25 protein-coding genes are annotated in these 25,203 nt (G+C 64.3%); 9 read left to right on the forward strand and 16 right to left on the reverse strand.

The annotated features are described in order from the left end of the window. Positions 1–123: 123 nt before the first annotated feature. The gene (locus tag N430_RS06205; protein ID WP_015270735.1) at positions 124–576 is read right to left on the reverse strand and encodes an Lrp/AsnC family transcriptional regulator; all 453 of its coding nucleotides are present in this window, start codon (positions 574–576) and stop codon (positions 124–126) included. 111 nt (positions 577–687) lie between these two features. Between N430_RS06205 and N430_RS06210 the strand changes: the two genes are divergently transcribed. After that, the gene (locus N430_RS06210) at positions 688–1,302 is read left to right on the forward strand and encodes a LysE family translocator (RefSeq protein ID WP_110634231.1); all 615 of its coding nucleotides are present in this window, start codon (positions 688–690) and stop codon (positions 1,300–1,302) included. Positions 1,303–1,343: 41 nt separating this feature from the next. Here N430_RS06210 and N430_RS06215 read toward each other — a convergent pair whose 3' ends face one another. From N430_RS06215 to N430_RS06265, 10 genes are all read right to left on the reverse strand, one after another. Then, a complete protein-coding gene (locus tag N430_RS06215) occupies positions 1,344–3,509 on the reverse strand; it encodes an ATP-binding protein (RefSeq protein WP_110634229.1) in 2,166 nt (721 codons plus the stop codon). A 74-nt stretch (positions 3,510–3,583) separates the two neighbouring features. Next, positions 3,584–4,147 carry an NUDIX hydrolase gene (locus N430_RS06220; protein ID WP_110634226.1) on the reverse strand — a complete coding sequence of 188 codons (564 nt, stop codon included), beginning with the start codon at positions 4,145–4,147 and terminating at the stop codon, positions 3,584–3,586. A gap of 21 nt (positions 4,148–4,168) precedes the next feature. Beyond that, positions 4,169–4,915: a GntR family transcriptional regulator gene (locus N430_RS06225; protein ID WP_027918582.1), complete on the reverse strand. Its 747-nt coding sequence runs from the start codon at positions 4,913–4,915 to the stop codon at positions 4,169–4,171. 88 nt (positions 4,916–5,003) lie between these two features. Continuing rightward, positions 5,004–5,393, reverse strand: a complete 390-nt coding sequence (locus N430_RS06230; protein ID WP_110634223.1) for a carboxymuconolactone decarboxylase family protein — start codon at positions 5,391–5,393, stop codon at positions 5,004–5,006. A gap of 196 nt (positions 5,394–5,589) precedes the next feature. Further along, positions 5,590–6,075, reverse strand: a complete 486-nt coding sequence (locus N430_RS06235; protein WP_060513325.1) for a flavin reductase family protein — start codon at positions 6,073–6,075, stop codon at positions 5,590–5,592. Between the two features lie 13 nt (positions 6,076–6,088). Beyond that, positions 6,089–7,570 (reverse strand): aldehyde dehydrogenase, encoded by a 1,482-nt coding sequence (locus N430_RS06240; protein ID WP_110634220.1) that lies wholly within the window; start codon positions 7,568–7,570, stop codon positions 6,089–6,091. Beyond that, the gene (locus N430_RS06245; RefSeq protein WP_110634217.1) at positions 7,567–8,400 is read right to left on the reverse strand and encodes an alpha/beta fold hydrolase; all 834 of its coding nucleotides are present in this window, start codon (positions 8,398–8,400) and stop codon (positions 7,567–7,569) included. The genes N430_RS06240 and N430_RS06245 overlap by 4 nt, the downstream gene beginning before the upstream one ends. A 68-nt stretch (positions 8,401–8,468) precedes the next feature. Beyond that, positions 8,469–9,065 (reverse strand): amino acid synthesis family protein, encoded by a 597-nt coding sequence (locus N430_RS06250; protein ID WP_003256068.1) that lies wholly within the window; start codon positions 9,063–9,065, stop codon positions 8,469–8,471. A 323-nt stretch (positions 9,066–9,388) separates the two neighbouring features. Further along, positions 9,389–10,429: an LLM class flavin-dependent oxidoreductase gene (locus tag N430_RS06260; RefSeq protein ID WP_110634214.1), complete on the reverse strand. Its 1,041-nt coding sequence runs from the start codon at positions 10,427–10,429 to the stop codon at positions 9,389–9,391. A gap of 75 nt (positions 10,430–10,504) precedes the next feature. Then, positions 10,505–10,990: a flavin reductase family protein gene (locus tag N430_RS06265; RefSeq protein ID WP_054885122.1), complete on the reverse strand. Its 486-nt coding sequence runs from the start codon at positions 10,988–10,990 to the stop codon at positions 10,505–10,507. Positions 10,991–11,307: 317 nt separating this feature from the next. On the opposite strand from N430_RS06265, the gene N430_RS06270 reads away from it, so the two are divergent. Next, entirely contained in the window at positions 11,308–12,714 is a 1,407-nt protein-coding gene (locus N430_RS06270; RefSeq protein WP_110634211.1) for a cytosine permease, read from the forward strand. Positions 12,715–12,851: 137 nt separating this feature from the next. Here the strand turns inward: N430_RS06270 and N430_RS06275 are convergent, their stop codons facing one another. Together N430_RS06275 and N430_RS06280 are read right to left on the reverse strand one after the other, a co-directional pair. Further along, a complete protein-coding gene (locus tag N430_RS06275) occupies positions 12,852–14,477 on the reverse strand; it encodes a methyl-accepting chemotaxis protein (RefSeq protein WP_110634208.1) in 1,626 nt (541 codons plus the stop codon). Between the two features lie 234 nt (positions 14,478–14,711). After that, entirely contained in the window at positions 14,712–15,914 is a 1,203-nt protein-coding gene (locus N430_RS06280; protein WP_110634205.1) for an NAD(P)/FAD-dependent oxidoreductase, read from the reverse strand. A gap of 268 nt (positions 15,915–16,182) precedes the next feature. Between N430_RS06280 and N430_RS06285 the strand changes: the two genes are divergently transcribed. Next, entirely contained in the window at positions 16,183–16,722 is a 540-nt protein-coding gene (locus N430_RS06285) for an Rrf2 family transcriptional regulator (protein WP_110634202.1), read from the forward strand. Between the two features lie 100 nt (positions 16,723–16,822). Here N430_RS06285 and N430_RS06295 read toward each other — a convergent pair whose 3' ends face one another. Continuing rightward, positions 16,823–17,728 (reverse strand): AraC family transcriptional regulator, encoded by a 906-nt coding sequence (locus tag N430_RS06295; protein ID WP_110634199.1) that lies wholly within the window; start codon positions 17,726–17,728, stop codon positions 16,823–16,825. 103 nt (positions 17,729–17,831) lie between these two features. On the opposite strand from N430_RS06295, the gene N430_RS06300 reads away from it, so the two are divergent. Genes N430_RS06300 through N430_RS06320 form a run of 5 tightly spaced genes read left to right on the forward strand, consistent with a single transcriptional unit; the run spans position 17,832 to position 22,270 of the window. Then, positions 17,832–18,392 (forward strand): carboxymuconolactone decarboxylase family protein, encoded by a 561-nt coding sequence (locus N430_RS06300; protein WP_110634196.1) that lies wholly within the window; start codon positions 17,832–17,834, stop codon positions 18,390–18,392. A 48-nt stretch (positions 18,393–18,440) separates the two neighbouring features. Then, the gene (locus N430_RS06305; RefSeq protein ID WP_110634193.1) at positions 18,441–19,505 is read left to right on the forward strand and encodes an acyl-CoA dehydrogenase family protein; all 1,065 of its coding nucleotides are present in this window, start codon (positions 18,441–18,443) and stop codon (positions 19,503–19,505) included. After that, entirely contained in the window at positions 19,502–20,323 is an 822-nt protein-coding gene (locus tag N430_RS06310) for an ABC transporter ATP-binding protein (RefSeq protein WP_110634190.1), read from the forward strand. The genes N430_RS06305 and N430_RS06310 overlap by 4 nt, the downstream gene beginning before the upstream one ends. Beyond that, on the forward strand, positions 20,310–21,515 hold the full coding sequence (locus N430_RS06315; protein ID WP_110634187.1) for an ABC transporter substrate-binding protein: 1,206 nt from the start codon (positions 20,310–20,312) through the stop codon (positions 21,513–21,515). Before N430_RS06310 ends, N430_RS06315 begins: the two co-directional genes overlap by 14 nt. Continuing rightward, a complete protein-coding gene (locus N430_RS06320) occupies positions 21,515–22,270 on the forward strand; it encodes an ABC transporter permease (protein ID WP_110634184.1) in 756 nt (251 codons plus the stop codon). Before N430_RS06315 ends, N430_RS06320 begins: the two co-directional genes overlap by 1 nt. A 118-nt stretch (positions 22,271–22,388) precedes the next feature. On the opposite strand, the gene N430_RS06325 is transcribed toward N430_RS06320, so the two are convergent. After that, entirely contained in the window at positions 22,389–23,075 is a 687-nt protein-coding gene (locus N430_RS06325) for a GNAT family N-acetyltransferase (RefSeq protein ID WP_110634181.1), read from the reverse strand. 73 nt (positions 23,076–23,148) lie between these two features. Then, positions 23,149–24,084: an N-acetyl-gamma-glutamyl-phosphate reductase gene (gene argC / locus N430_RS06330; protein ID WP_110634178.1), complete on the reverse strand. Its 936-nt coding sequence runs from the start codon at positions 24,082–24,084 to the stop codon at positions 23,149–23,151. Between the two features lie 115 nt (positions 24,085–24,199). On the opposite strand from argC, the gene N430_RS06335 reads away from it, so the two are divergent. Further along, on the forward strand, positions 24,200–25,081 hold the full coding sequence (locus tag N430_RS06335; RefSeq protein ID WP_110634175.1) for a LysR family transcriptional regulator: 882 nt from the start codon (positions 24,200–24,202) through the stop codon (positions 25,079–25,081). Positions 25,082–25,203: the final 122 nt, after the last annotated feature.

Consider the following 25,203-nt stretch of genomic DNA (forward strand, 5'->3'; position numbering starts at 1 on the left):
GCCTGGGCTTGGTGCGATAGGACTGTGGTGGTGCACAGTGCGCCTTGATGGGGCAGATGGAGAGGTTGCCTGTGTCGGCCTCTTCGCGGGTAAACCCGCGAAGAGGCCGGCACAGGAAAAAATCTACATCGGCAACAACCGATCCTGAATCACTTCTTTCATCACCAGGGTCGAACTCAGGCGCTTCACATTGGGAATGCTGGTCAGCTGCTCGTCATACAGTTTCTGGAACGCCGGCAAGTCCTTGGCCACCACATGCAGCAGGTAATCCGGATCCCCGAACAGCCGTTGCGCCTCGACAATCTGCGGGATCTCGGCCAGAGCCGCTTCGAAGTCCGCCACAGGCTGTCGGGTCACTTCGCGCAGGGTGACGAACACCAGCGCGGCAAAGTTCAGCCCCAGGGCGCTCGGCGCCAGGCGGGCGTGGTAGCCCAGAATCGCCCCGGACTCTTCCAGTGCCTTCAGGCGCCGATGGCAGGGGGACAGGCTGAGCCCCACGCGGTCGGCCAGTTCAGTAACCGACAGCCGACCATCTTTTTGCAACTCGGCAAGGATTTTTCGATCAGTTCTGTCCATGGGGAAGAATCTTCCAGTAAGTGAGTGCTGGGAGGGAATATACGAAAGAAAATCCCCGGGCGGAATCCGTAATCTTTCCTCATCCCAAGGCAGTAGATAAGGAAGATTCAAGTGGCTATCAGTGTGCTGACGGCGTTCTGGGCTGTGTCGATGCTGTTCGTGATGACCCCCGGAGCAGACTGGGCCTATGCCATCTCGGCGGGCATGCGCGGGCGTTGGGTAATGCCCGCAGTGGCGGGGATGTTGTCGGGGCATTTCCTTGCCACCCTGGTGGTGGCGGCCGGGGTCGGGAGCCTGCTCGCGGGCCACCCGTTGGCGCTGACCTTGCTGACCCTGGCAGGGTGCAGCTACCTGCTGTGGCTCGGCGGTAACCTGTTGCTGAGCCCGGCGTTGCCTTCGGCCGGGCAGGGCGGGGCTGGGGAGTCGGGCTCGCGCTGGGCATTGAAAGGCTTTTGCGTGAGTGGGCTGAACCCCAAGGTATTCCTGCTGTTCCTGGCCCTGCTGCCACAATTCACTGACCCCCAGTCTAGCTGGCCCGTGCCGTTGCAGATCTTGCTGCTGGGGCTGGTGCACCTGTGCAGCTCGCTGGTGATCTATTCGCTGGTCGGCTTTGGCGCCAAGGCTGTGCTGAGCACCCGGCCAGGGGCGGCAAAGCTCGTCGGACGGGTGTCGGGGGTGGCGATGATTACGGTGGCCCTGGGTTTGATAGCCGGGCAGATCCACTGATTTCAGCGATTACCTTCGACGCAGATGTGGCGGTTATCGCTCTACACGCCTAGCACTTTGCCAAGCAGCTGGCACACCTGTTCGGCCGAGTAGGGTTTGGCCAGGAAGGCAAACCCTTGGTGCCCGCCTTCGGCAATCGCCTCGCTGTAGCCGGAGGTGAGGATCACCGGCAATTGCGGGCGCTGGCGGCGCAACTGCCTGGCCAGTGCCAGGCCACCCATGCCTGGCATGACCACATCGGAAAACACGGCATCGAAGCCTTCGGGCGCGTTGGCAAGCTGCACCAGGGCAGCTTCGGCCGAGCTGGCCCAGCTGATCTGGTAGCCGTGGTCTTCAAGGATCTGTGCGGTAAAGCTGCCCACATCGGGATTGTCCTCGACCACCAGGATGCGCCGTCGCTCGCCACTGGGCTGAGGCCCGTCTTGCGGGTCGCTGGCAGGTGCGTCGCTGGCCGGTGCCGGCTCTTGTGGCAGGTACAGGGTGAAACGGGTGCCCTGGCCCTGGACGCTATCGACCTTGACGTCGCCATCGGACTGCTTGGCAAAGCCAAATACCTGGGACAAGCCCAGCCCGGTGCCTTCACCCGGCGCCTTGGTGGTGAAGAACGGATCGAAGATTCGCTCCAGCAACTCGGGGGCGATGCCGACACCACTGTCACTCACCGAAATGGCCGCGAACAGCCCGTCGTGGCCGGGCATGTGCTGATCGGCCTGCAGGCGCAGGCGCAGGGTGCCTTCACCGGCCATGGCGTCGCGGCCATTGAGCATCAGGTTGATCACCGCGGTTTCCAGCTGGCTGAGGTCGGCGCGGATATGGCAGGGCGATGCCGGCAGCTGCAGCTCGACGTGGATGCGTGCGCCGGTGGCCGTGTCGAGCATGTCGGCCATCGCCTCCAGCCGTGGCCCGGCTTCGAACACTTGCGGGCTCAGTGCCTGGCGGCGGGCGAAGGCGAGCAGCTGGCCGGTCAGCTTGGCGCCGCGGTCGACGGTGTCGGACATGGTCTTGAGGTAACGTTCGCGGCGCTGTTCGTCGAGGTTGGGGCGCCGCAGAAAGTGCAGCGACGAGCGGATGATGGTCAGCAGGTTGTTGAAGTCGTGAGCCACGCCACCGGTCAGCTGGCCGATGGCTTCGAGCTTTTGCGTCTGGCGCAGCACGGCTTCGGTATGCAGCAACTGCGCGGTACGCTCTTCGACCCGGTGTTCCAGAGTGGCGTTGAGCGCTTCGAGGGCGGCCATCGCCTCGCGCACTTCGGCGTGGGCCTGGATGCGCTGGATGTGTGCCCAGGAGCGTTCGGTAACTTCGCTGATCAGTGCCTGCTCGTAGAGCGTCCAGGTACGTGGCTGGCGGTCATGGATGGCCATCAGCGCCGTCAGCCGGCCATTCTTGATCAGCGGCATGCAGACGGTGGCGGTGACGCCGATGGCCTGGAAGGTGGCCGCCTCTTCGGCGGCCAGCTCCTTGAGGTTGTCGTTGATCACCAAGGGCAGGCCGGCGCGCAGGCGGCTGACGGCCAGTCGGCCGAAATCGGCCAGGCGGTATTGCCCAAGCAGGCGCGGCGAGCCCGGTGCAACCCAATCGCCGCAGATGGTGAAGCCGTCCTCGTCCGCTTCCATCACGGCATAGGCGCAACTCGCAAGCTCCAGGTGCTCCACCAGCATGCGCGTGGTGATCGCCATGATGTGGTCCGGGTCGGTGGCATTGGCCACGGCGCGGCCCAGGTTGTCGAGAAAGTTCAGGCGCTGGTTGGTGACTACGCTGGCGGTGGTTTCGGTGACCGTGTCTAGCATTCCCAGCACACGGCCATCCTCACCGCGGATGGGGCTGTAGCAGAAAGTGAAATAGGCCTTTTCCGGGCTGCCGCAGCGGTCGATCAGCAGGGGGAAGTCCTCGATGAACACCGCCTCGCCAGCGAGTGCCCGTGCGGCCATGCCTCCAATTTCGTGCCATGCCTCTTGCCATACCACACTGAAGGGGCTGCCCAGGGCCAACGGTTTGTTACCGAGGATCTGGGCGAAGGCGTCGTTGTGCAGGGTGATCAGCTCTGGGCCCCAGAGCACGGCCTGGGGAAAGCGCGAGTCCAGGCACAGGGCGACGCTGGTCCTGAGTGTTTCAGGCCATTGAGCAAGCGGCCCCAGGGGTGTGGCAGCCCAGTCGTGATTGCGAATGCGCTCGGCCATCAGCCCGCCGCCGTCTAGCCAGTTTGCCATGTGCAGTGCCGGTCCGTTTGCTTGAGGCCTCTAGATTGCACCGAGAATAGACGCTTGGCGAGGGGGACGGTACCTCAGCGCATGAAATGCACCTTGCCGGTGTCGTCATTGCCCATGTAGATGCCATAGACCCCGGCCTGCCGTTCGAGGATGTAGCGCTCGAGAATCTGCCGGATCGCCGGGTAATAGATCTCGTCCCAGGGGATCTCGTCCGGTTCGAAGAACTTGTACGCCAACGTTTCCGGCCCGTACTGCCCGGTCTCTTCGGTGGCGATGGCGCGGAAGATGATGTACACCTCGCTGATCTTCGGCACGCTGAAGATCGAATAGGGCGAGACGATGTCGGCGCGCACGCCGCTTTCTTCCCACACCTCGCGCAAGGCCGCCTGCTCGGTGGTCTCGCCGGCTTCCATGAAGCCGGCCGGCAAGGTCCAGGTGCCGGGGCGCGGCGGGATGGCGCGCTGGCACAGCAGGTACTTGCCATCACGCTCGATGATGCAACCGGCGATGATCTTCGGGTTGATGTAGTGGATATAGCCGCAGCCGGTGCAGTGCAGGCGTTCGTGGGTGTCGCCTGTGGGAACGCCCCGGGCCAGTTCCGTGGTGCAGTGTGGGCAGTAGCGCGGGGCGTTGGGCATGGTCAGCGGCCTGTGCGGGTCTTATATACGTGGATCCTTCAGGGCCAGGGGCTCGACCATGTCGCGCACCTTGGTGTTGTCGTCCTGCTTCTGGCGCAGGTAGTCCAGGGCCACCTTGGCAGCGGCGCGGACGTGGTCGACCGAGGCCTGGTGGGCCACCAGCGGGTCACCACCCTTGATCGCCTCGACGATCTTTTCCATTTCACGATTGCTGGCGCCGCGGCGGTTTTCCTGCGACACCGAGGTGGCGCGCAGGTAGCTGATGCGTGCCTGCAGCTGGCGCAACTGCTGGGCCGCGACCTGGTTGCCGGAGCCTTCCAGGAGCACGTCGTAGAAGCCTTGTACCGAGTCCAGCACCTGCTGCAGCTCGCCTTCTTCCAGCGCTTCGCGGTTGACCTCGAGCGCGCGCTCCAGGGCACGGATGTCCTTGGCCTTGGCGTTGAGGGTGAACAGCTGCACGATCAGGCCTTCGAGCACGCAACGCAGCTCGTAGATGTCGCGGGCGTCTTCCAGGGTGATGATGGCCACGCGTGGGCCCTTGGCGTCGGCGAACTCCACCAGGCCTTCGGATTCCAGGTGGCGCAGGGCCTCACGCACCGAGGTACGGCTGACCCCCAGGCGGTCGCAGAGGTCGCGTTCGACCAGGCGGTCGCCGGGCAGCAGGTGGAAGTTCATGATCGCGCCGCGCAGCTTGTCGAGCACGATTTCACGCAGGGTAACGGGGTTGCGGTTGACCTTGAAGCTGTCGTCGAGTGGCTGGCGTTTCATCAGGTGCGCTCTTTATGAGGCTGTTGCGCCAACATCACGGAGCCCCCTGAACCGAGGCACTCCTTGCAGTGGTTCGAACAGCCCGCTGTTAACGGGTTGGCTCCGCATCGGCTTCAGCGAACGCTTCGCGGGCCAGGCGGAAGCTGTCCACCGCCGCGGGCACGCCGCAATAAATGCCGACCTGGAGCAGGATCTCGCGAATCTGTTCACGGCTCAGGCCATTACGCAATGCGCCGCGAATGTGCAGCTTGAGCTCGTGGGGCCGGTTGAGCGCGGAAATCATGGCCAAGTTTATCATGCTGCGCTCTTTCAGCGAGAGGCCTTCGCGGCCCCAGACGTGGCCCCAGCAGTATTCGGTGACCAGTTCCTGCAGGGGCTTGGTGAAGTCGTCGGCATTCTGGATCGAGCGGTTGACGTATTCCTCGCCCAGCACCTGGGTGCGGATCTGCAGGCCTTTCTCGTACTTTTCGTTGCTCATGCGCAGTACTCCGGAATAAAAAGGGGCCGCAACCGAGGGTGAGACGATTAGTGCGGCCCCTGAAAACAGGGACATCGGTGGTGGCTTCTTCGCGGGCTTGCCCGCTCCCACAGGTATTGCACAGGTCTCGGGAACTGCGCTGTCCCTGTGGGAGCGGGCAAGCCCGCGAAGAAGCCAACACCGACTTCAAGGTCTATCAGCCCAGCGGCGGCAGGGCACCCAGCTTGCCCTTGTGATAGACCATCGGCGTCACCGGTTCGGCCGGCAGCACCAGGTTCTTCACCGCGCCGACGATGATCGCGTGGTCACCGCCGTCGTATTCGCGCCACAGTTCACACTCGATGATCGCCGTGGCCTTGGTCAGCAGCGGGTTGCCCAGCTCGCTCAGCTGCCACTCGACGCCCTTGGCCTTGTCCTTGCCCTTACCGGCGAAGGCATAGGCCTCGGCGGTCTGGTCGGCGGACAACAGGTGAATGGCGAACTGCTTGCTGTCACGCAGGATCGGGTAGGTATCCGATGCGTAGTTGGGGCAGAACAGCACCAGCGCCGGTTCGATCGACAGCGCGCTGAACGCGCTGGCGGTGATGCCGACGATGCCGCCATCGGCGTCCAGGGTGGTGACCACGGTGACGCCGGACGGGAACGAGCCCATCACGTCTTTGTAGATGCCAGGTTCGATCATCTCGTGCTACCTCTTAGCGCATCACAAACGGGTCGGGCATCGGCGCGGTGGACAGGTTGATCCACACGGTCTTCAGCTCGGTATAGGCCAGCACCGAATCGATGCCGCTCTCGCGGCCGTAGCCGCTGTTCTTGAAGCCGCCGATCGGTGCCATGGCCGACACCGCGCGGTAGGTGTTGACCCAGATGATCCCCGAGCGCACGTCGCGGGCCAGGCGGTGGGCACGGCCCAGGTCGCGGGTCCAGATGCCGGCGGCGAGGCCGAACTGCGAGTCGTTGGCAATGGCCAGGGCCTCTTCCTCGGTCTTGAAGCGGATCACCGCAGCGACCGGGCCGAACACCTCTTCCTGCATGATGGTCATCGAGTTGCTGTCGCACTCGAACAGGGTCGGCTCGTAGAACCAGCCGTCACCCTCGACCTCGGCACGCTTGCCGCCCATGTGCAGCTTGGCGCCTTCGGCCTTGGCCGCAGCGACCAGGCCTTCGACCACGGCCAGCTGTTGTGCGGTGGCCATCGGGCCCATTTCACTGGCGTCGTCCTGCGGGTTGCCGATGCGGATGCGCTTGGCGCGGGCGATCAGGCGTTCGACGAACTCGTCGAAGATCTCGTCCTGCACCAGCAGGCGCGAGCCGGCCACGCAGCTCTGCCCGGAGGCGGCATAGATGCCGGCCACGGCGCCATTGATGGCGCTGTCCAGGTCGGCGTCGGCGAAGATGATGTTCGGCGACTTGCCGCCCAGCTCCAGCGACAGCTTGGCGAAGTTCTCGGCACTGCTGCGTACCACGTGACGGGCAGTGGCGGCGCCGCCGGTGAAGGCGATCTTGCGCACCAGCGGGTGGCGGGTCAGCGCCGCACCGGTGCTTGGGCCGTAGCCGGTGACCACGTTGACCACGCCCGCCGGGAAGCCGGCTTCGAGGGCCAGGCGGGCCAGCTCGAGGATGGTTGCCGAGGCGTGCTCAGAGGGCTTGATCACGATGGTGTTGCCGGCGGCCAGGGCCGGGGCCAGCTTGATCGCGGTCAGGTACAGCGGGCTGTTCCACGGGATGATCGCGGCGACCACGCCGATCGGCTCGTGCACGGTGTAGGCGAACAGGTCTGGCTTGTCGAGGGGCAGGGTGCCGCCTTCGAGCTTGTCGGCCAGGCCCGCGGTGTAGTGGAAGAACTCCGGCAGGTAGCCGACCTGGCCGCGGGTTTCGCGGATCAGCTTGCCGTTGTCACGGCTTTCCAGCTGGGCCAGGTGTTCCTTGTTCTCGGCGATCAGGTCACCCAGGCGACGCAGCAGCTTGCCGCGTGCGGTGGCGGTGATGCTGCGCCATGCCTTGCTGTCGAAGGCACGCTGGGCGGCCTGTACGGCCAGCTCGACATCGGCTTCGTCGGCGTCGGGCAGTTGCGCCCAGGCCTGGGCGGTGGCCGGGTTGAGGCTGTCGAAGGTCTTGCCGCTCTGGGCATCGAGCCATTGGCCGTCGATGCACATCTGGAAACGAACGAGGGTCATGCAACAATCCCCTTGGCGGATTCGGTGAGGGTGCGGGCTTGGGCGAGGAAGTCCAGGAGCATCTTGTTGACTTCACGCGGGGCTTCCACAGGCATCATATGCCGTTGCTCGGCGAGGACCACGCTTTGCGCACCAGGAATGCTGGCAGCGAGCTGGCGGGTCATGGCCGGGGTGGAGCCCGAGTCGAGTTCGCCGGTGGCGATCAGCGTCGGCACCTGGATGCTGCCCAGGTCGCCGGCGCGGTACATGTCCTGGGTGGCGAACAGCGCATAAGTAGTGTGGTAACCCTGTGGGTCGTTGTTCGCCAGCACCTGGCGAATCGCAGCGACCTGGGCCGGGTTGGCCGCCTTGTATTCACGGCTGAACCAGCGGTCGAGCGCGGCGTCGACGTTGGCGTCGGGGCCGAGCTCCGCAGCCTGGGCGGCGCGGGCGATGACGCCGGCACTCTGCTCGGGGGTGCGGTTGAACACGCTGTTGAGCACTACCAGTGCAGCCAGACGCTGCGGGTAGTTGAGGGCGAATGCACGGGCGACCAGGCCACCCATGGAGAAGCCGATCACGGTGGCTTGTTGAATCTGCAGGTGGTCGAGCAGTTCGGCGAGCTGGTCGGCATAGCCTTCCAGTGGGGTGTCTGCAGCCGGTACGCGGCTCTGGCCGTGGCCGAGCATGTCGTAGGTGATGACGCGGTAGTCATTGGCCAGGCCAACGATCTGCCCGCCCCACATTTCCTTGTTAAGGCCCACGCCGTGGATCAATACCACGGGTTGACCCTGGCCGACGGACAGGTAGCTGGTGCCGGCAGGTGTACGTTCAGCGACAGGCTGAATCATGGAGGGCGCTCCTTGAAGGTCGGGCGCGGCGGGTAAGCACGCCACGCCCCGGCCCGTCTTGGTTGTTGTTATTGAGCGTTGGCTTTTTCGGCAGCCAGTTCTTCCAGGTCGATGTAGCGGTTGCCGATGCGCGGGTGCAGGCGGCCACCGTCGGCTGCGCCCAGGACCACGACGATCTCATCGGCGCGCGGGGCGTCTTCGATCTGCATTTCCAGGGTGATGTAGTGCGAACGCAGGCCTTCGTCGTCCTTCTGCATCATCGGGATCTGGATCGAGGTGCCTGGGCCACCGCGCTTGTTGGTGAAGCTCAGGTAGCTCTTGGCCTGTACCGCTTCGCGGTAGTGGTTGCCGAAGCGCAGGGTGTGGATCACCGCCGAGGCGTGTTCGATTTCGCCGTCGGCGCCGACCACTGCAGCCTTACCGTAGGCCTCGATCTTGTCGGCACCGCCGATGGCTGCGGTCAGGCGCTCGACCATCAGGGCACCCAGCTCCGAGCAGTTGGCGCGGATTTCCGGCTTCAGATCTTCAACGAAACCGCGACCGGCCCATGGGTTCTTGATCACGACGGCCAGGCCGACCATGGTCACCGGCTTGTCGGTGGCCTTGCCGCCTTCGATGCGGGTCTCTTCGGAGTAGGTGACGATCTTGCGGATTTCGAAACTCATGGGTGGCTCCTGGTGAGGGTTATCAGCTCTTGTTGTCTGATGGTATACCATAATATTTGTTGTGCAAGAGGTGGCTTGAAATTTCTCTTGCGGGGGGACGAAAGGTGGGCTGATCCCTTGAATCTTGTGCTGTCTGTACTGGCCTCTTCGCGGGCAAGCCCGCTCCCACAGGGACCGCGCAACCCTCAAGGTTTGCACCACACCTGTGGGAGCGGGCGTGCCCGCGAAGAGGCCGGTGCAGGTTTCAAAAAAAAGCCCGCTCACGCGGGCTTCGGGGGCCCACGGGAGCGGGCGTGTCCCGCAATGACTCAGGCAATGGGAATTCAGGCGAACGCCGGCACCACTTCCTTGATGAACAGCTCGAGCGATTTCTTCTTCTCGGCGTGGGGCAGGCTGTTGTCGCACCAGAAGCTGAACTCGTCGACGCCGAGTTCCTGGTAGTACTTGATACGGGCGATGATCTCTTCCGGGGTGCCGATCATGGTGTTCTTGCGGATGTTCTCCAGCGCGAACGCCGGCACTTCGGCGAACTTCGACTCAGGGCTCGGCTCGAGGAAGCCGTTGACCGGGGTGGTCTTGTTGCCGAACCAGGCATCGAAGGTGCGGTAGAAGCGCGAGATGGCCTGGGCGCCGATTTTCCAGCCTTCAGGTTCCGACGGGCTGTGCACGTGGGTGTGGCGCAGCACCATCAGTTGCGGGCGCGGCACGTCCGGGTTGTTGTCGAGGGCGGCCTGGAACTTGTTCTTCAGGTCCAGCACTTCCTCGTCGCCCTTCATCAGCGGGGTGACCATGACGTTGCAGCCGTTGGCCACGGCAAAGTTGTGCGAGTCCGGGTCGCGGGCGGCGATCCACATTGGCGGGGTGGCGTTGAACGGCTTCGGTACGCTGGTGGAGGTCGGGAACTTGTAGACTTCGCCGTCATGGGCGTAGTCGCCTTCCCACAGCTTGCGCACCACCGGGACCATTTCGCGCAGGGCCTTGCCGCCGTCGGTGGCCGGCATGCCACCCGCCATGCGGTCGAATTCGAACTGGTAGGCGCCACGGGCCAGGCCCACTTCCATGCGGCCGTTGCTGATCACGTCGAGCAGGGCGCATTCGCCGGCGACGCGGATAGGGTTCCAGAACGGCGCGATGATGGTGCCGGCACCCAGGCGGATCTTCTCGGTGCGCGCGGCGAGGTAGGCCAGCAGCGGCATCGGGCTTGGCGAGATGGTGTATTCCATGGCGTGGTGTTCGCCGATCCACACGGTGCTGAAACCGCCGTGCTCGGCCATCAGGGTCAGTTCGGTCAGGTCTTCGAACAGCTGGCGGTGGCTGACCTGTTCATCCCAACGTTCCATGTGCACGAACAACGAAAATTTCATGGGGCTTTCCTCAACGCTTGAAAGTGTCTGGCGCCGGGCAGGGTAGGCGCCAGGTGTCTCGATTCAGAATAGGCTTCAGGCAAAGGCCGGCAGGCTGGCCATCTTGCCGCGGCAGTAGACCATTGGTCGTGGCGCGTCTTCAGGGACGATCAGGTTGTGTACCTTGCCGACCATGATGGCGTGGTCGCCACCTTCATACTCACGCCACAGTTCGCATTCGATGACGGCGGTGGCGCCGGCCAGGATCGGGTTGCCCAGTTCGCTCAGGGTCCACTCGATGCCGGCGGCCTTGTCCTTGCCCTTCTTGGCGAACGCGTAGGCTTCGGCCTGCTGCCCACCAGAGAGCAGATGAATGGCGAAGCGCTTGTTCTTGATCAGGACAGGGTAGGAGTCGGAGGTGTAGTTGGGGCAGAACAGCACCAGCGGCGGGTCCATCGACAGGGAGGAGAAGGCGCTGGCGGTCAGGCCGACGACCGAGCCGTCGTCGTCCAGGGTGGTGATGACGGTCACGCCGGACGGGAAGGAGCCCAGGACGTTCTTGTAGATGCTTGCGTCGATCATCTGGTGTACCTCTAAAGGGCTGCGGTGGTCCGCGGTTTTTATCGTTGATGTGTCTGATGGTATACCGTAATACCTATTTTGCAAGCGGAATTTTCAGCTCTGGTTTTTCACGATGAACGGCTCAAGGCCACGTAAACCGTGGCGTTGAGCGCTGAGGCGGTTTGTCGCAGGGGTTGTGTGAGCAGATCAGCGGGCGTTTTTTACTGCGGATCAGTGTTGTCAAAAGTTTGGAATACCATAATATGGTCCGCAGCTGAGAGGCCGCCTAGATGCGGTTTCCTTACAAAGATAAAAACGACCTTTCGAGCTGAAATCCTATGTCCCAACCGTCGTCGCAACACCAGTTTGTCGAGAATCACACGGTCGATTACGTTCCACCTGCCGAGCGCCATGGGAAGGCGCGCGACCTGTTCACCCTCTGGTTCAGTACCAACATCGCGCCACTGCCTATCGTCACCGGCGCCATGGTGGTCCAGGTATTCCACCTGAACCTGCTGTGGGGGCTGATCGCAATCGTGCTGGGTCATCTTGTCGGGGGCGTGTTCATTGCCCTGGCCTCTGCGCAGGGACCGCAGCTGGGCATTCCGCAGATGGTTCAGAGCCGTGGCCAGTTCGGCCGTTACGGCGCCTTGCTGATCGTGTTCTTCACCGCGCTGATCTATGTCGGCTTCTTCATTTCCAACATCGTCCTGGCGGGCAAGACCATCCACGGCATCGCCCCAAGCGTGCCGATGCCAGGCGCGATCGTGATCGGCGCGCTGAGTGCGACGGCCATCGGCGTGATCGGCTACCGCTTCATCCACATCCTCAACCGCATCGGTACCTGGGTGATGGGTTCGGCACTGCTGGCCGGCTTCATCATGATGTTCGTCCAGGAGCTGCCGGCCGACTTCTTCAGCCGCGGCGCGTTCAACCTGTCGGGCTTCATCGCCACCGTGTCGCTGGGCATCATCTGGCAGATCAGCTTCTCGCCGTACACCTCCGACTACTCGCGCTACCTGCCGCGTGAAGTGGGCATCGCCAAGCCGTTCTGGGCCACCTACTTCGGCGCCACCCTGGGCACCATCCTGTGCTTCAGCTTCGGCACGATCGCGGTACTGTGCGTGCCGGACGGCACCGACGCGATGGATGCGGTCAAGCAGGCTACCGGCTGGCTGGGCCCGATCCTGATGGTGCTGTTCCTGCTCAACATCATCAGCCACAACGCGCTCAACCTGTATGGCGCGGTGCTGTCGATCGTCACTGCGATCCAGACCTTCATTGCCGAGTGGACGCCGAGCATCAAGGTGCGGGTGATCCTGGCGACGGTGATCCTGGTGGGTTGCGGGATGGTGGCGCTGAATGCTTCGGCGGGCTTCATCGGCCAGTTCATCGGCCTGATCCTGGCGCTGCTGCTGGTATTGGTGCCATGGGCGTCGATCAACCTGATCGACTTCTACCTGATCAAGAAAGGCCAGTACGACATTGCGTCGATCTTCCGTGCTGACGGTGGCATCTATGGCCGCTTCAATCACCACGCGATCATTGCCTATGCCTGCGGCATCCTGGTGCAGCTGCCGTTTGCCAACACGTCGCTGTATGTGGGGCCGTATTCGAACATCGTCGAAGGGGCAGACTTGTCGTGGCTGTTCGGTTTGCTGGTGACGGTGCCGCTTTACTACTGCCTGGCGACGCGTGGCAAAGCTGCCGAGCAGGCGGGGCGGGTTGTAAGCGTTAACGATTGATAGATTGTTGTTGCTGTAATAGGGGCTGCTTTGCAGCCCTTTCGCGACACAAGGCCGCTCCTACAGAGAAACGCATACTCCTGTAGGAGCGGCCTTGTGTCGCGAAAGGGCCGCAACGCGGCCCCAGCTGTTTCAGATCAGACCTTGAACTGCGCCACCATGCCATTCAGGTCCACGGCCAGCCGCGACAGGTCCTGCGCTGCCGCACTGGTCTGGTTCGCCCCCGCCGACGTCTGCATCGCCAGGTCGCGAATGTTCACCAGGTTGCGATCCACCTCCCGCGCCACCTGCGCCTGCTCCTCGGAAGCACTGGCAATCACCAGGTTGCGCTGATTGATCGACGCGATCGCCTCGGCAATCACCTCCAGCGCCTCACCGGCACCTTGTGCCACTTCCAGCGTGCCGTTGGCCCGGCCTCGGCTGCTGTGCATCGCCGACACTGCCCGCTCGGTACCATTCTGGATCCCGGCGATCATCTGCTCGATCTCTGCTGTCGACTGCTGGGTGCGGTGGGCGAGGGCGCGCACTTCATCGGCCACTACGGCAAAGCCGCGGCCTGCTTCACCTGCGCGGGCGGCTTCAATGGCGGCGTTGAGCGCCAGCAGGTTGGTCTGCCCGGCAATTGCGCCAATCACATCCAGGACGCGGCTGATCTCGTTGGCATTGCTGGCCAGCTGTTCGATCTCGGTGGAGGTGCCCGTCACGTCATTGACCAGATGCTGGATGGATGCCAAGGCCTGGTTGACCTGGTCACGGCCATCGCGGGTGGTCTGGTCGGCACCTTTCGAGGCGTCGGCCGTGCTCACGGCATTGTTCGCCACTTCTTCCACGGCGGCGGTCATCTGGTTGACGGCGGTGGCGGCCTGGTCGATTTCCGCGCTCTGCTGGTGCAGGCCGCGGCTGGTGTCTTCGGTGACGGTGTGCAGCTCTTCCGAGGCCGAGGCCAGCTGGTCGGAGGAGGCGGCGATCTTGCGAATGGTGTCGCGCAGGCTGTTCTGCATGCGGCTCAGGGCGCGCAGCAGCAGCGCCGGTTCATCACGGCCGACGACACGGATGTCCTGGGTCAGGTCACCGGTGGCCACACGCTCGGCCACGGCGACTGCATCGGCCAGCGGCACCACGATACTGCGGGTGAGCACGGTGGCGATGGCGGCCAGGGCGAGCATGATCACCGCCAGCGAAGCGATGATCGCGGTGAAGGCCTCATCAGCGACATCGCTGCTGCGCTGCGAGGCATCCTCGGCGCCTTTGCCGTTGTAGGCAATGAGTGCGGCCATGGCTTTCATCATGGTGTCGGCGTACTGGCTGAGCGGGCCGCCGATCTGCTGCTTGGCCTCGTCCATTCGACCGGCAGCAATGTCCTGCAATACGCGCGACTGCAGGTCGAGGTATTGCTGGTGGGCAGCGTTGAAGGCGTTGAACAGGGCGCGGTCATCAGCAGCGATGATGGTGTCCTCATAATCCTTGAGGCCACTTCTGAGCTGCTCGTTGATGCCCTTGAGCATGTCGATGTTGCGCGCACGCTCGCCGGTGTTGTCATCCAGCGCGGCGCGCAGGGTGACGGCGCGGGCGCGGCCGAGGTTGGTGCTGATTTCACTGAGGGCAACCACGGCGGGCATCCAGGTGACACGGATTTCGTCCGTGGCCGCATCCATCTGCCGGGTTTCATAGATTGCGATAAGGCCCATGGCCAGGACCAATGCGCCCAACAGGGCAAATACGCTGGTAGCGCGGGTGCCGATCTTCATATTCCGTAACTGCATGGAATGCTCCTTGACGTTGGCGTGCAGGCGTCAAGAGCATGGACGGCTGGCCGGGTCACCGGGGATGGTGCCAGGCTCTCGATGCGCTGCAAATTTAAGTGTGTGCCTCACCCTCTTGAATCTGTTTTTTAGTTGAATGATGCCATATGGCCATTAATATTGACCAGTCATTCAATGTAACGACAAGTTCCGACAAATCCGTCATTTTTTGACGGATCTGTCAGGATTTTGCGTTTAAACGATCGCGATGAGCGGGTCGGCAGCGGCCAGCGCCAGGGCGCGATCGGCGGCCGGTGGGTAAATCCACATCCCGTTGATCTGGCGCTTCAGGTCCTTGCCTTCCTGGCCCTGCAGCTTCAGCTCGCGCTCCCAGCCTTCACTGAAAGCCGCGCCCCATTCGCCGAGGTCCAGGCAGGTGACGTACTTGGGTTGACGGTAGATCACCGGCGCTACGCCCAGCAGGTCGGCCATGGCGTTGTTGCCGGAGTGGCGGCCCATGGGGATCGCGTGCTGGCAGGTCATCAGGGCGTGGTTGCCGAGGTCGTCGACGGCGGCCCAGGCGGTATCGCCGGTGGCATAGATGTGGTCCTGGCCGATCACCTTGAGGTGGTCGTCGACCTTGAGGCGGCCGAAGTTGTCACGTTCGCCGGCGACCTGGGCGGTCAGCGGGCTGGCCTTGACACCGGCGGTCCAGATCACGGTCTTGCTGGCGATGTACTCGCCGCTGTCCAGGGTCACGCCGCCGGCATCCACCGCCACCACCGAGGTGCCGGTCAGCCACTCTGCGCCAGCCTGTGCACTGGCTGCGACGATCGACGGGGTGATGCCGGCACCGAGTGCGGCTCCGACACGGGTGCCACGATCGATCACCAGTACCCGTACTTCAGTGTCGTTGCCGAGGATGGCGCGCAAGCGGACCGGGATTTCCGTGGCGGTTTCGATGCCGGTGAAGCCACCGCCGCAGACCACCACGGTGTTGCGTGCCGGCGAGGCGGGCAGGGCGGCCAGGCTGTGCAGGTGTTGCTCGAGCTTCACCGCCGACTCCATCTGGTCGACATCGAAGGCATGTTCGGCCAGGCCTGGAATCGCCGGGCGCGCCACCTGGCTGCCAGCGGCAAGGATCAGGCGGTCGTAGGCAATCTGCTGACGCTGGCCATCGACATCGGTGTAGCTGACGCTGCGGCCTTCTGCATCGATGGCCTCGGCGTTGCCGGTGATGAAGCGTACGCCAACTGCATCGAACAGTTCACCGACCGGTGCCTTCAGGCTGTGCACGTCAGCCTCGTAGAAGCGCGGGCGGATACGCAGTTCCGGTTGCGGGGCGAGCACGCTGATGCTCAGGTCGTCGCGCTGGGCCTGGTCGAGCAGGCGGGCGGCGCTCAGGGCGCTCCAGACACCGGCAAAGCCGGCACCGATGATCAGGATGTTCGATTTCATGGAAGTGCTCCGCAAGGTTGAAGAGGGCTTCGAGGGCGTTGGTTGTGCTGCTCGAATAACTACGACTGTATTGATCGTAGTTTTAATCGGCAAGCGTTTTTTTCGAAGGGGTAGCGGTCGACGCGCGGTTAAAGCCGGGTAAATGCCTGTGATTAAGGGCTTAAAAGGGGAAGGCATGGGCTTGAGATAGCGACGAATGGCGAAGGTCAGCTTTGCGCTGCGCACGTGATCAGCGTAATATTTGCGACAAAGTTGGTCGGAGATAGATATGTCGCTCTACAGTGCTGGCGTCGAATACGGCATCCATTGCCTGCTGTACCTCGTGGATGAACGAGGTGATACCCGTGAGTCCAGCGTGCGCGACCTGGCGGAGTTGCAGGGCGTGCCGCAGGAATACCTGGCCAAGGTCTTCACCAAGCTCGCCCGGGCCAAGCTGGTGGCGGCCACCGAAGGCGTGCGTGGCGGCTTTCGCCTGGCTCGGCCGTCGGACGAAATCACCGTGCTGGATATCGTCAACGCCATCGACGGGCCGAAGAAGATCTTCGATTGCCGCGAGATCCGCGAGCGTTGCACCTTGTTCGAAGGATCAGCGCCGGGCTGGGCGACCGAGGGCACCTGCGCGATTCACGCGGTGATGTTGGGGGCGCAGAAGCGCATGGAAGAGGCGTTGGCGCAGCAGACCATTCTTGATCTGGCGCGGCGGTTCGGGCGCAAGGCGCCGGCCGGGTTCGGGCAGCAGGTCAATGAGTGGATGTGTGAGCGGCGTGAGGGCAAAGGGGCAGGGGACATCCCGGTCAGTCAGGTCTGAATCCACTGCCTGTGCCGGCCTCTTCGCGGGCACGCCCGCTCCCACAGGGGTACGCAATCCCCTGTGGGAGCGGGCGTGCCCGCGAATGGGCCAGCACAGGTCAACGCTGTTCATGCTGCCGGCGATAGGCCCCCGGCTGCACCCCCATGGCCTTGGCAAACGCCCGGGTAAACGCCGCCACCGACTGATACCCGGCCTGCACCCCCACCTGTTCCACGGTATTGCCCGCCTGCAGCAACCGGCAAGCATGGCGCATGCGCAGCGCCAGCAGCACCTGCCCCGGCGACTGCCCGGCCAGTTCATTGAAACGCTTGAAGAACGCCGAACGCGACAACCCGGTGCAGGCTGCCATGCTCTCCAGCGTCCAGGCCTGCCCAGGCTGCTCGATCAGTTGCTCCAGCAACCCGGCAAACGCCGGCTGGCGGGCGAGGGCAACCAGTCCGCCCAGCGATTGCCCGCCGTGTACCTGCTGGCGTAGTACATACAGAAATAGCAGGTGGGTCAGGCGCTCCAGTACCGTTTGCGATGGCGAGCGCTGGCACTCCTCCAGAATCAGCCCAAACAACGCCCGCGCCGCATGGCCAGCCGGCTCATCGGCGCGCAACACGATCCAATTGGCCAGCCCTTCGACGATCAGTGACGACAACCCGGCGCGGAAGTCGAAGAACCCGCAGACCAGGCCCACCCCATCGCTCGCCGTCGCATCCAGTGCCTGCATCGGTTGGCGCGGTTGGGCACAGGCCGCAATCGGGTCCTGATCGCCGGACAGCCGATAACCCAGGTCGCGCAGCAGGAACACGGCATCGCCGGCTGCCAGGCGCACGGCCTCGGCCTGGCCATCGATGTGCAACCAGCACTGGCCCTGCACCACCAGGTGAAAGCTGGCGCGGCCCATGCCCTGGGTGCTGGCATGCCAGCCACCGCAGTAGCGGCCGACATGGAACAGGCTGGCGTCGAGTTCGAGGCTTTCTAATAACCAATCGACAAGATGGCTGGATGAAATCATCTAATGCAAAGACTCAGGAGCAAGGAAAGGCGACTGATGAATATGGAGGGTAATTCTTATAACCAACAGACTGTAGCGACACCCATCAAAAGGAGACCACTCCATGTCCTCGCGCATTACTCTACACACTCTGCAGAGCGCCCCGGAAGCGGCCCGCCCATTCCTCGAAAACGCCCAGAAGAACTCCGGCTTCATTCCCAACCTGCTCGGCGTGCTGGCCAACGCCCCGGCAGCGCTGGAAACCTACGTCACCGTCTCGGCCCTGAATGGCAAATCCGAGCTGACCCTGGCCGAGCGTGAAGTGGTGCAACTGATTGCCGCGACCCAACACGGTTGCGACTTCTGCGTCGCCGGCCATACCGCCGTGGCCCTGAACAAGGCCAAGCTGCCCGCCGAGGTGGTCGACGCCCTGCGTGCCCGTGGCGAACTGCCGGATGACCGCTACGAGACCCTGGCCGAATTCGCCCGTGAAGTCATTGCCACCCGCGGCAATGTCAGCGAAGCCACCTACCAGGCCTTCCGCGCAGCCGGTTTCACCGAGGGCAACGCCCTGGAAGTGATTCTTGGCGTGAGTCTCGCAACCCTGTGCAACTTTGCTAATGTGTTCGCCCAGACGCCGCTCAACGACGAGCTGAGCAAGTACCGCTGGCAGCCAACTGCGTAATCGACGCCTGGCGCTGGTGGCGCCTGCGATTTCAAAAGGAGTAGGGACATGCTTGATGCTGCATTTCGTCAATGGCTGGATGCCAATGCCGAGGCAATCGACCAGGGCCAATGCGACCCGCAGCAGGTGCTGGCGCACATCGCCGAATCGCAACTGCTGCGCATAGGTGTCGACCCGGCACTGGGCGGCAGCGGTGGTGCGGTCACCCATGCGGTCGAAGCCATCGCCGCCATCGCCAGCCGCTCACTGGCCGCAGCCTTTGTCTGCTGGGGCCAGCGCGCATTCATCGAATACCTGCTGCAAAGCCCCAACCAGGCCTTGCGCGAGCGTTTGTTGCCCAGCCTGCTGACCGGCGAGCTGGCCGGTGCCACCGGGTTGTCCAACGCCATGAAATTCCTCTCCGGGATCGAAGCACTGCAGGTGCGTGGCCGCCCCGAAGCGGCAGGCTGGACGCTGGAGGGTCGCCTGCACTGGGTGACCAACTTGCGCAAGAGCGGCTTCGTCGTGGCGGCGGCCATCGAGGACGATGCCGGCGGCTCGCCTTTCGTGATGGCCATTCCCTCCGCCAGCCAAGGCCTTGAGCGTTCTGACGACCTGGAACTGATGGGCCTGCAATCGAGCAACACGGCCGCACTGGCGTTCCATCAGGTCGAGTTGAGCCGCGACTGGCTGCTGCATGAAAACGCCCGCGAATTCCTGCCCAAGGTGCGCCCGGCGTTTCTCGCCCTGCAGTGCGGCATGGCCATCGGCCTGGCGCGGCGGTCGCTGCACGAAGTCCACGAACACCTGCACGGGCGCCTGTCGTTCCTCGAAGAACACCGCCAGGTGCTCAAGGAACGCCTCGAAAACACCGTGGCCGAGCTCAAGCAAGGCCTGCTCGAAGGGCGCTTCCAGGGCCAGCCGGCGGCGCTGTTCAAGCTGCGCATCACCCTTGCCGAAAGTGCGGCCGATGCCGTGCAGCTGGAGCTGCAGGCCAGCGGCGGCAAGGCCTACCTGGATGAGTTCGGTGCCGGCTTTGCCCGCCGCTGGCGCGAGTCGGCGTTCGTGCCGATCGTCACTCCAAGCCTGGTGCAACTGCGCGCCGAGCTGCATCGCCAGGCCGCCAGCGCATGAGCCAAGCGTTACTCGAAGCCCGCGAGATCAGCCTGGGCTACCCGCGCGAGGGCGGCTGGCACGAAGTGCTGGCGCGCTTCGACCTGCAACTGGGGCCAGGGGAGGTGGTGACCATCCTCGGCCCCAGCGGCGTCGGCAAGTCCAGCCTGCTGCGGGTGCTGGCCGGCCTGCAGCAACCACGCGGCGGCAGCGTGACCCTGCACGGCGAGCCGCTGCAAGGGCCGCACCCGCGCCTGGCAGTGGCCTTCCAGGACCCGAGCCTGTTGCCTTGGCTGAGCCTGGAAAAGAATGTTGCCTTCGGCCTGGATTTCGCCCGCCAGCCCAAGCTGGCTGCAGTCGAGCGCCGGGCGCGCATCGATCATGCCATCAGCGCGGTAGGCCTGGCCCATGCGCGCAACCAGTATCCGGCACAGTTGTCCGGCGGCATGGCCCAGCGCACCGCGCTGGCCCGCTGCCTGGCGCGCCAGCCCGAAGTACTGCTGCTCGACGAGCCGTTCGGCGCGCTCGACGAAGTGACCCGTGCCGACATGCAGCAATTGCTGCTGCAACTGATCGCCACTCACAACACGGCGGCGGTGCTGATTACCCACGACATCGACGAAGCCCTGTTGTTGTCCGACCGGGTGCTGCTACTGGGCAACCACCCGGCGCACATCCTGGGCCAATGGCACATCGACCTGCCACAACCGCGCACGCAGCGGGTCGAGGAGCTGGGCGCGCTGCGCATCGAAATCCTGAAAACCCTTCGGCGGGCAAGCCGCACGGCTGAACCTTCCCCTACCTCATTGCCTTCGGAGCCTGCACATGTGCATGGATGACTGCTGTTCCGCCACTTCGCGTCGTGATTTCCTCAAACTCAGCGCCATGCTCACAGCAGCCGGGGCCGTGCCGCTACTGTCCAGCCTGCAGGCCCGCGCCGCCGCCGAACCCGACGCGCCGGTGCGCATCGGCTACCTGCCGATCACCGACGCCACGCCGCTGCTGGTGGCGCACAACAACGGCCTGTTCGAGGCCGAAGGCATCAAGGCCGAGCGCCCGGTGCTGCTGCGCAGCTGGGCGCAGGTGATCGAGGCGTTCATCTCCGGCCAGGTCAACGTCATTCACCTGCTGTCGCCGATGACCGTGTGGGCACGTTACGGCAGCAAGGTGCCGGCCAAGGTGGTGGCCTGGAACCATGTCGGCGGTTCGGGCCTGACCGTGGCACCGGACATCAGCGACATGAAGCAGCTGGGCGGCAAAACCGTGGCCATCCCGTTCTGGTACTCGATCCACAACGTGGTGCTGCAGCAGATGCTCAACGACAACGGTCTGACCCCGGTGTCGAAGCCTGCCAATGCCCAGCTGGCGACCAACGAAGTCAACCTGCTGGTACTGCCGCCCTCGGACATGCCGCCGGCCCTGGCCAGCAAGCGCATCGCCGGCTACATCGTCGCCGAACCGTTCAATGCCCTGGCCGAGAACCTCAAGGTCGGCCGCGTGCAGCGCTTTACCGGCGATGTCTGGCGCAACCATGCCTGCTGCGTGGTGTTCATGCACGAGCACGACCTGAACAACCGCCCGGAATGGTCGCAGAAGGTGGTCAACGCCATCGTCAAGGCCCAGCACTGGACCCGCGACCACCGTGCCGAAGCGGCGGCGTTGCTGTCCAAGGCCGGCCCCAACAAGTACACCCCGCATGAACCGGCAGTGCTGACCAAGGTACTGGCCCCGACCGCCGAAGACCGTGCCAGCTACATTGCCAGTGGCGCGATTCAGCATCAGCAGTGGGATGAAAAGCGCATCGACTTCCAGCCCTACCCATACCCCAGCTACACCGAGGAACTGGTCAAGCGCCTCAAGGACACCCTGATCGAAGGTGAGAGCAACTTCCTCGCCGGCCTGGACCCGGCGCAGACCGCTCGTGACCTGGTCGACGATCGCTTTGTGCGCAATGCCATTGCCGCCGTCGGTGGCCCTTCGGTGTTCGGCATTGCCGAGAACTTCCAGCGTAGCGAGGAGTTCGCGGTCTGATGCGCAAGCACGTCGTACATGCCGGCCTGGGTCTGGCCGGCCTGCTGGGGTTGCTGGTGCTGTGGTGGGCGGGTGTGCGCTTGTTCGGCGAGGCTGATGGTCTGTCGGCACGCTTCTCGCCCCAGGCGACCCTGGCCAGCCTGGTCGAGTTGCTGGGCCAGGGCGAGGTCTACGGGCATGTCTGGGTCAGCCTCAAGCGCATTCTGGTCGGCTTGCTCCTGGCGCTGCTGATTGGCGTGCCGCTGGGGTTGCTGGTCGGCAGCTACCGGCACCTGGAGGCGGCGACCACGCCGGCGTTCCAGTTCCTGCGGATGATCTCGCCACTGTCGTGGATGCCGGTGGTGGTGATGCTGATGGGGGTGGGCGACCAGCCGATCTACTTCCTGTTGGCCTTTGCCGCACTGTGGCCGATCCTGCTCAACACTGCCGCTGGCGTGCGTCAGCTCGACCCGCGCTGGCTGCAACTGAGCCGCAGCCTGAGTGCCACGCGTTGGGAAACCCTGTGCAAGGTGATTATCCCCGGGGTCATCGGCCATGTGCTGACCGGGGTACGCCTGGCCATCGGCATCTTGTGGATCGTGCTGGTGCCGTGCGAGATGCTCGGGGTGAGTGCGGGGCTGGGGTACTTCATTCTCGATACCCGCGACCGCCTGGCGTATTCGGAGCTGATGGCGATGGTGCTGCTGATCGGCATACTCGGGTTCATGCTCGATGCCCTGGCCCGTGGGCTGCATCGGCGTTGGGTGCATGCCTGAAGATTGCCGGGGCCGCTTTGCGGCCCTTTCGCGACACAAGGCCGCTCCTACAAGAGATTGCGGTCCCTTGTAGGAGCGGCCTTGTGTCGCGAAAGGGCTGCAAAGCAGCCCCAGAACATCAATGCACCGACCTGCGCTGGCGTACACATTCCTTAGCCTGCACCGTCAACTCATCCAGCCATTCATCCCGCTGCTGCTCGGCATCGAGCATGGCATCCTCACCCTGCTGATTGAGCAGGTAAGTGTGAATCTGCAGCACCTCGGCGGTCTGGTAGATCGGTGCAATGTCCAGCCGCCCGATCAGCGCACCACTGGCCTGGCCGGTGCTGCTCATCAGCACCTGCGGCCCGCTGGCGGCGACCGCCTGCATGCCCATGCTCTCGAACCAAGGCACCTGGCTGGCAAAGGCATTCAGCTCGACGCTGGCATAACGCGCCTGCACGTCACCCAGCAAGGCACGGGCAATGCCTTGGCGGCGGTGGCTGGGCGCCACGGCCAGAAACGCCAGGGCGCAGGCCTGTGGGTTGTCCTGGGCCGGCAAGGTCAGGGCGAAACCGAGCAATTGGTCCGGGGCCTCGGCATCCAGGGCCAGGGTCAGCTGCACCGCCAGGCCGCGGGTGCCGTCCATGGCCTGCAGGTACTGGTGCACCTCCATGCCGACACCGTACTGGTACAGCGGATACAAAGGGTTTTCGGCACGAATGGCGACACTGCTCAGATCGCCGACGTTGTGGATCACCAGCTCGCGGATCTGGTTCTGGAAGGATTCGGGCGGCACGCTGTCGAGGCGGCTCAGGATGAACATCGGGGGACGGGCTCCAGCTGCGGTTGGCTCACCCCGCACCGGGTTGGCGCGGGGTGCACAGTCTAAACCCTTTTTAGCCGCGCATCGCGGCGAGCATCAGGTCGAGGTTTTGTACCGCCGCGCCCGAGGCCCCCTTGCCGAGGTTGTCGAACACCGCCGTCAGCACCACCTGGCCGTGCTCGGGGTTGGCATACAGCGCCAGGCGCAGGTCGTTACTGTCGTTCAGCGCTTCAGGGTCGAGCGGGGTGGCCGGGCCTTGCTGGTGCAGGGGCATCACCTGCACATGGCGGGCGCCCTGGTAGTGCTGTTCCAGGCAAGCCTGCAACTGCTCGGCGCGAGGCTGGCCAGGCAGCAGGCGCAGTTGCAGCGGGATGCTCAGGACGATGCCCTGGCGATAGGCCGCGTAACCTGGCAGGAACATCGGCCGTGCCGACAGCCCGGCGTGCTGCTGGATCTCCGGCACGTGCTTGTGCGTCAGTTCCAGGCCGTACAGCTGCAAGGTCGGGGCGTGTTCTGCGTCCGCTGCCTCGTGCCGCTCGACGGCTGCGCGGCCGCCGCCGGAATAGCCAGAGATGGCATGGATGCTCAGCGGGTAGTCGGCGGGCAGCAGACCGGCCTTCACCAGCGGACGCAGCAGGGCGATGGCGCCAGTGGGGTAGCAGCCAGGGTTGCTGACACGCTTGGCCTGGGCGATACGCTCGGCCTGCTGCCCGTCCAGTTCTGGCAAACCATAGATCCAGCCCGGAGTGGTGCGGTGCGCGGAGCTGGCGTCGATCACCCGCACGGTCGGGTTTTCGATGGCCGCCACGGCCTCGCGGGCGGCGTCGTCGGGCAAGCACAGCAAGGCGATGTCGGCGCTGTTGATGGCGTCGGCGCGGCGTTGCGGGTCCTTGCGCTCGGCTTCGGGCAGGGTCAGCAGGCGCAGGTCGGTACGGCCTTGCAGGCGGGCGTGGATCTGCAGGCCGGTGGTGCCTTGGTCGCCGTCGATGAAGACAACTGGGGTGTGCATGGTCGGGAGTCCGGTCAGGGGAGGGGATGGCCTATGCTCGCCTGTGGCGTTGCCAAAGAAAATTTGAATATCATGACGCTGACGTTCAGTTTTCATGAATCAAGGATCGCCGCCCATGCGCGAAATCAGCCTCGACCGCCTGCGCACCCTGGTGGTGATCGCCGACCTGGGCTCCTTTGCCGAAGCCGCCCGCCAGCTCAACCTGGCGCCACCCACCATCAGCCTGCACGTGGCCGAGCTGGAGGCGCGGGTCGGCGCGCCGCTGCTGACCCGCAACCGCAATCAGGTGCGCCCCACGACTATCGGCGAGACCTTGCTGACACGCGCTCGTCGCTTGCTGGCCGATGCCGACCTGGCCCTGGACGAGGTGCGCCGACAGGTCGAGGGGCTGACCGGACGGGTGCGCCTGGGCGCCTCCACGGGTGCCATTGCTCATCTGCTACCCAGGGCCCTTGAGCATCTGCGGGTGGCGCACCCCGGTATCGACGTGCAGGTTCAGGTGCTGACCTCCCAGGCTTCCCTGGCCCGCTTGCGCGAAGGCACCCTGGATGTCGGCCTGGTGGCGCTGCCGCAGGTGGCCGGCAAGGGCGTCAGGCTCACGCCCTGGCGGCGTGACCCGATCCTGGCGTATGTGCCGGCCGACTGGCAGCCACCCGCCAAGGTCACCCCCGCCTGGCTGGCGCAGCGTGCGTTGATTCTCAATGACAACAGCACCCAGCTGTCGCGGGTGACGGGGGAGTGGTTCGCGGCGGCGGGTTTGTATCCCGAGCCGCGCATCGAGCTGAACTACAACGACGCCATCAAGAGCCTGGTGGGCGCCGGCTATGGCGCGACCTTGTTGCCGCAGGAAGGTGAGGGCGCCGAACTGGACCGGCGCATAGCGCGCCGGCCGCTGCGGCCTGGGTTGTGGCGCCAGCTGGGGATCGCCTGCCGGGAGGGGCAGGTAGAGCGGGCCACAGGGTTCGTGCTGGAGGCGCTGGAGCGCTTGCGCCAGTAGCGGCAGCAAGCCCCACGCCCAGGCCCGTCACATGCCATTGCGGGTACGGGCGTTCATCGACTTCCTGTTTGCCGAGGGCGCTCGACCGCTGATCTGAACCGACACACGGGGCCTGCGCCGAC

This window comes from Pseudomonas sp. CC120222-01a (genome assembly GCF_003097235.1).
GTDB lineage: Bacteria > Pseudomonadota > Gammaproteobacteria > Pseudomonadales > Pseudomonadaceae > Aquipseudomonas.

Excerpts from the sequence above, each read along its gene's own strand:
- N430_RS06205 (WP_015270735.1), bottom strand. The coding sequence starts at position 576 with ATGGACAGAACTGATCGAAAAATCCTTGCCGAGTTGCAAAAAGATGGT.
- N430_RS06215 (WP_110634229.1), bottom strand. The coding sequence starts at position 3,509 with ATGGCAAACTGGCTAGACGGCGGCGGGCTGATGGCCGAGCGCATTCGC.
- N430_RS06220 (WP_110634226.1), bottom strand. The coding sequence starts at position 4,147 with ATGCCCAACGCCCCGCGCTACTGCCCACACTGCACCACGGAACTGGCC.
- N430_RS06225 (WP_027918582.1), bottom strand. The coding sequence starts at position 4,915 with ATGAAACGCCAGCCACTCGACGACAGCTTCAAGGTCAACCGCAACCCC.
- N430_RS06230 (WP_110634223.1), bottom strand. The coding sequence starts at position 5,393 with ATGAGCAACGAAAAGTACGAGAAAGGCCTGCAGATCCGCACCCAGGTG.
- N430_RS06235 (WP_060513325.1), bottom strand. The coding sequence starts at position 6,075 with ATGATCGAACCTGGCATCTACAAAGACGTGATGGGCTCGTTCCCGTCC.
- N430_RS06240 (WP_110634220.1), bottom strand. The coding sequence starts at position 7,570 with ATGACCCTCGTTCGTTTCCAGATGTGCATCGACGGCCAATGGCTCGAT.
- N430_RS06245 (WP_110634217.1), bottom strand. The coding sequence starts at position 8,400 with ATGATTCAGCCTGTCGCTGAACGTACACCTGCCGGCACCAGCTACCTG.
- N430_RS06250 (WP_003256068.1), bottom strand. The coding sequence starts at position 9,065 with ATGAGTTTCGAAATCCGCAAGATCGTCACCTACTCCGAAGAGACCCGC.
- N430_RS06260 (WP_110634214.1), bottom strand. The coding sequence starts at position 10,429 with ATGAAATTTTCGTTGTTCGTGCACATGGAACGTTGGGATGAACAGGTC.
- N430_RS06265 (WP_054885122.1), bottom strand. The coding sequence starts at position 10,990 with ATGATCGACGCAAGCATCTACAAGAACGTCCTGGGCTCCTTCCCGTCC.
- N430_RS06270 (WP_110634211.1), top strand. The coding sequence starts at position 11,308 with ATGTCCCAACCGTCGTCGCAACACCAGTTTGTCGAGAATCACACGGTC.
- N430_RS06275 (WP_110634208.1), bottom strand. The coding sequence starts at position 14,477 with ATGCAGTTACGGAATATGAAGATCGGCACCCGCGCTACCAGCGTATTT.
- N430_RS06280 (WP_110634205.1), bottom strand. The coding sequence starts at position 15,914 with ATGAAATCGAACATCCTGATCATCGGTGCCGGCTTTGCCGGTGTCTGG.
- N430_RS06285 (WP_110634202.1), top strand. The coding sequence starts at position 16,183 with ATGTCGCTCTACAGTGCTGGCGTCGAATACGGCATCCATTGCCTGCTG.
- N430_RS06295 (WP_110634199.1), bottom strand. The coding sequence starts at position 17,728 with ATGATTTCATCCAGCCATCTTGTCGATTGGTTATTAGAAAGCCTCGAA.
- N430_RS06300 (WP_110634196.1), top strand. The coding sequence starts at position 17,832 with ATGTCCTCGCGCATTACTCTACACACTCTGCAGAGCGCCCCGGAAGCG.
- N430_RS06305 (WP_110634193.1), top strand. The coding sequence starts at position 18,441 with ATGCTTGATGCTGCATTTCGTCAATGGCTGGATGCCAATGCCGAGGCA.
- N430_RS06310 (WP_110634190.1), top strand. The coding sequence starts at position 19,502 with ATGAGCCAAGCGTTACTCGAAGCCCGCGAGATCAGCCTGGGCTACCCG.
- N430_RS06315 (WP_110634187.1), top strand. The coding sequence starts at position 20,310 with ATGTGCATGGATGACTGCTGTTCCGCCACTTCGCGTCGTGATTTCCTC.
- N430_RS06320 (WP_110634184.1), top strand. The coding sequence starts at position 21,515 with ATGCGCAAGCACGTCGTACATGCCGGCCTGGGTCTGGCCGGCCTGCTG.
- N430_RS06325 (WP_110634181.1), bottom strand. The coding sequence starts at position 23,075 with ATGTTCATCCTGAGCCGCCTCGACAGCGTGCCGCCCGAATCCTTCCAG.
- argC (WP_110634178.1), bottom strand. The coding sequence starts at position 24,084 with ATGCACACCCCAGTTGTCTTCATCGACGGCGACCAAGGCACCACCGGC.
- N430_RS06335 (WP_110634175.1), top strand. The coding sequence starts at position 24,200 with ATGCGCGAAATCAGCCTCGACCGCCTGCGCACCCTGGTGGTGATCGCC.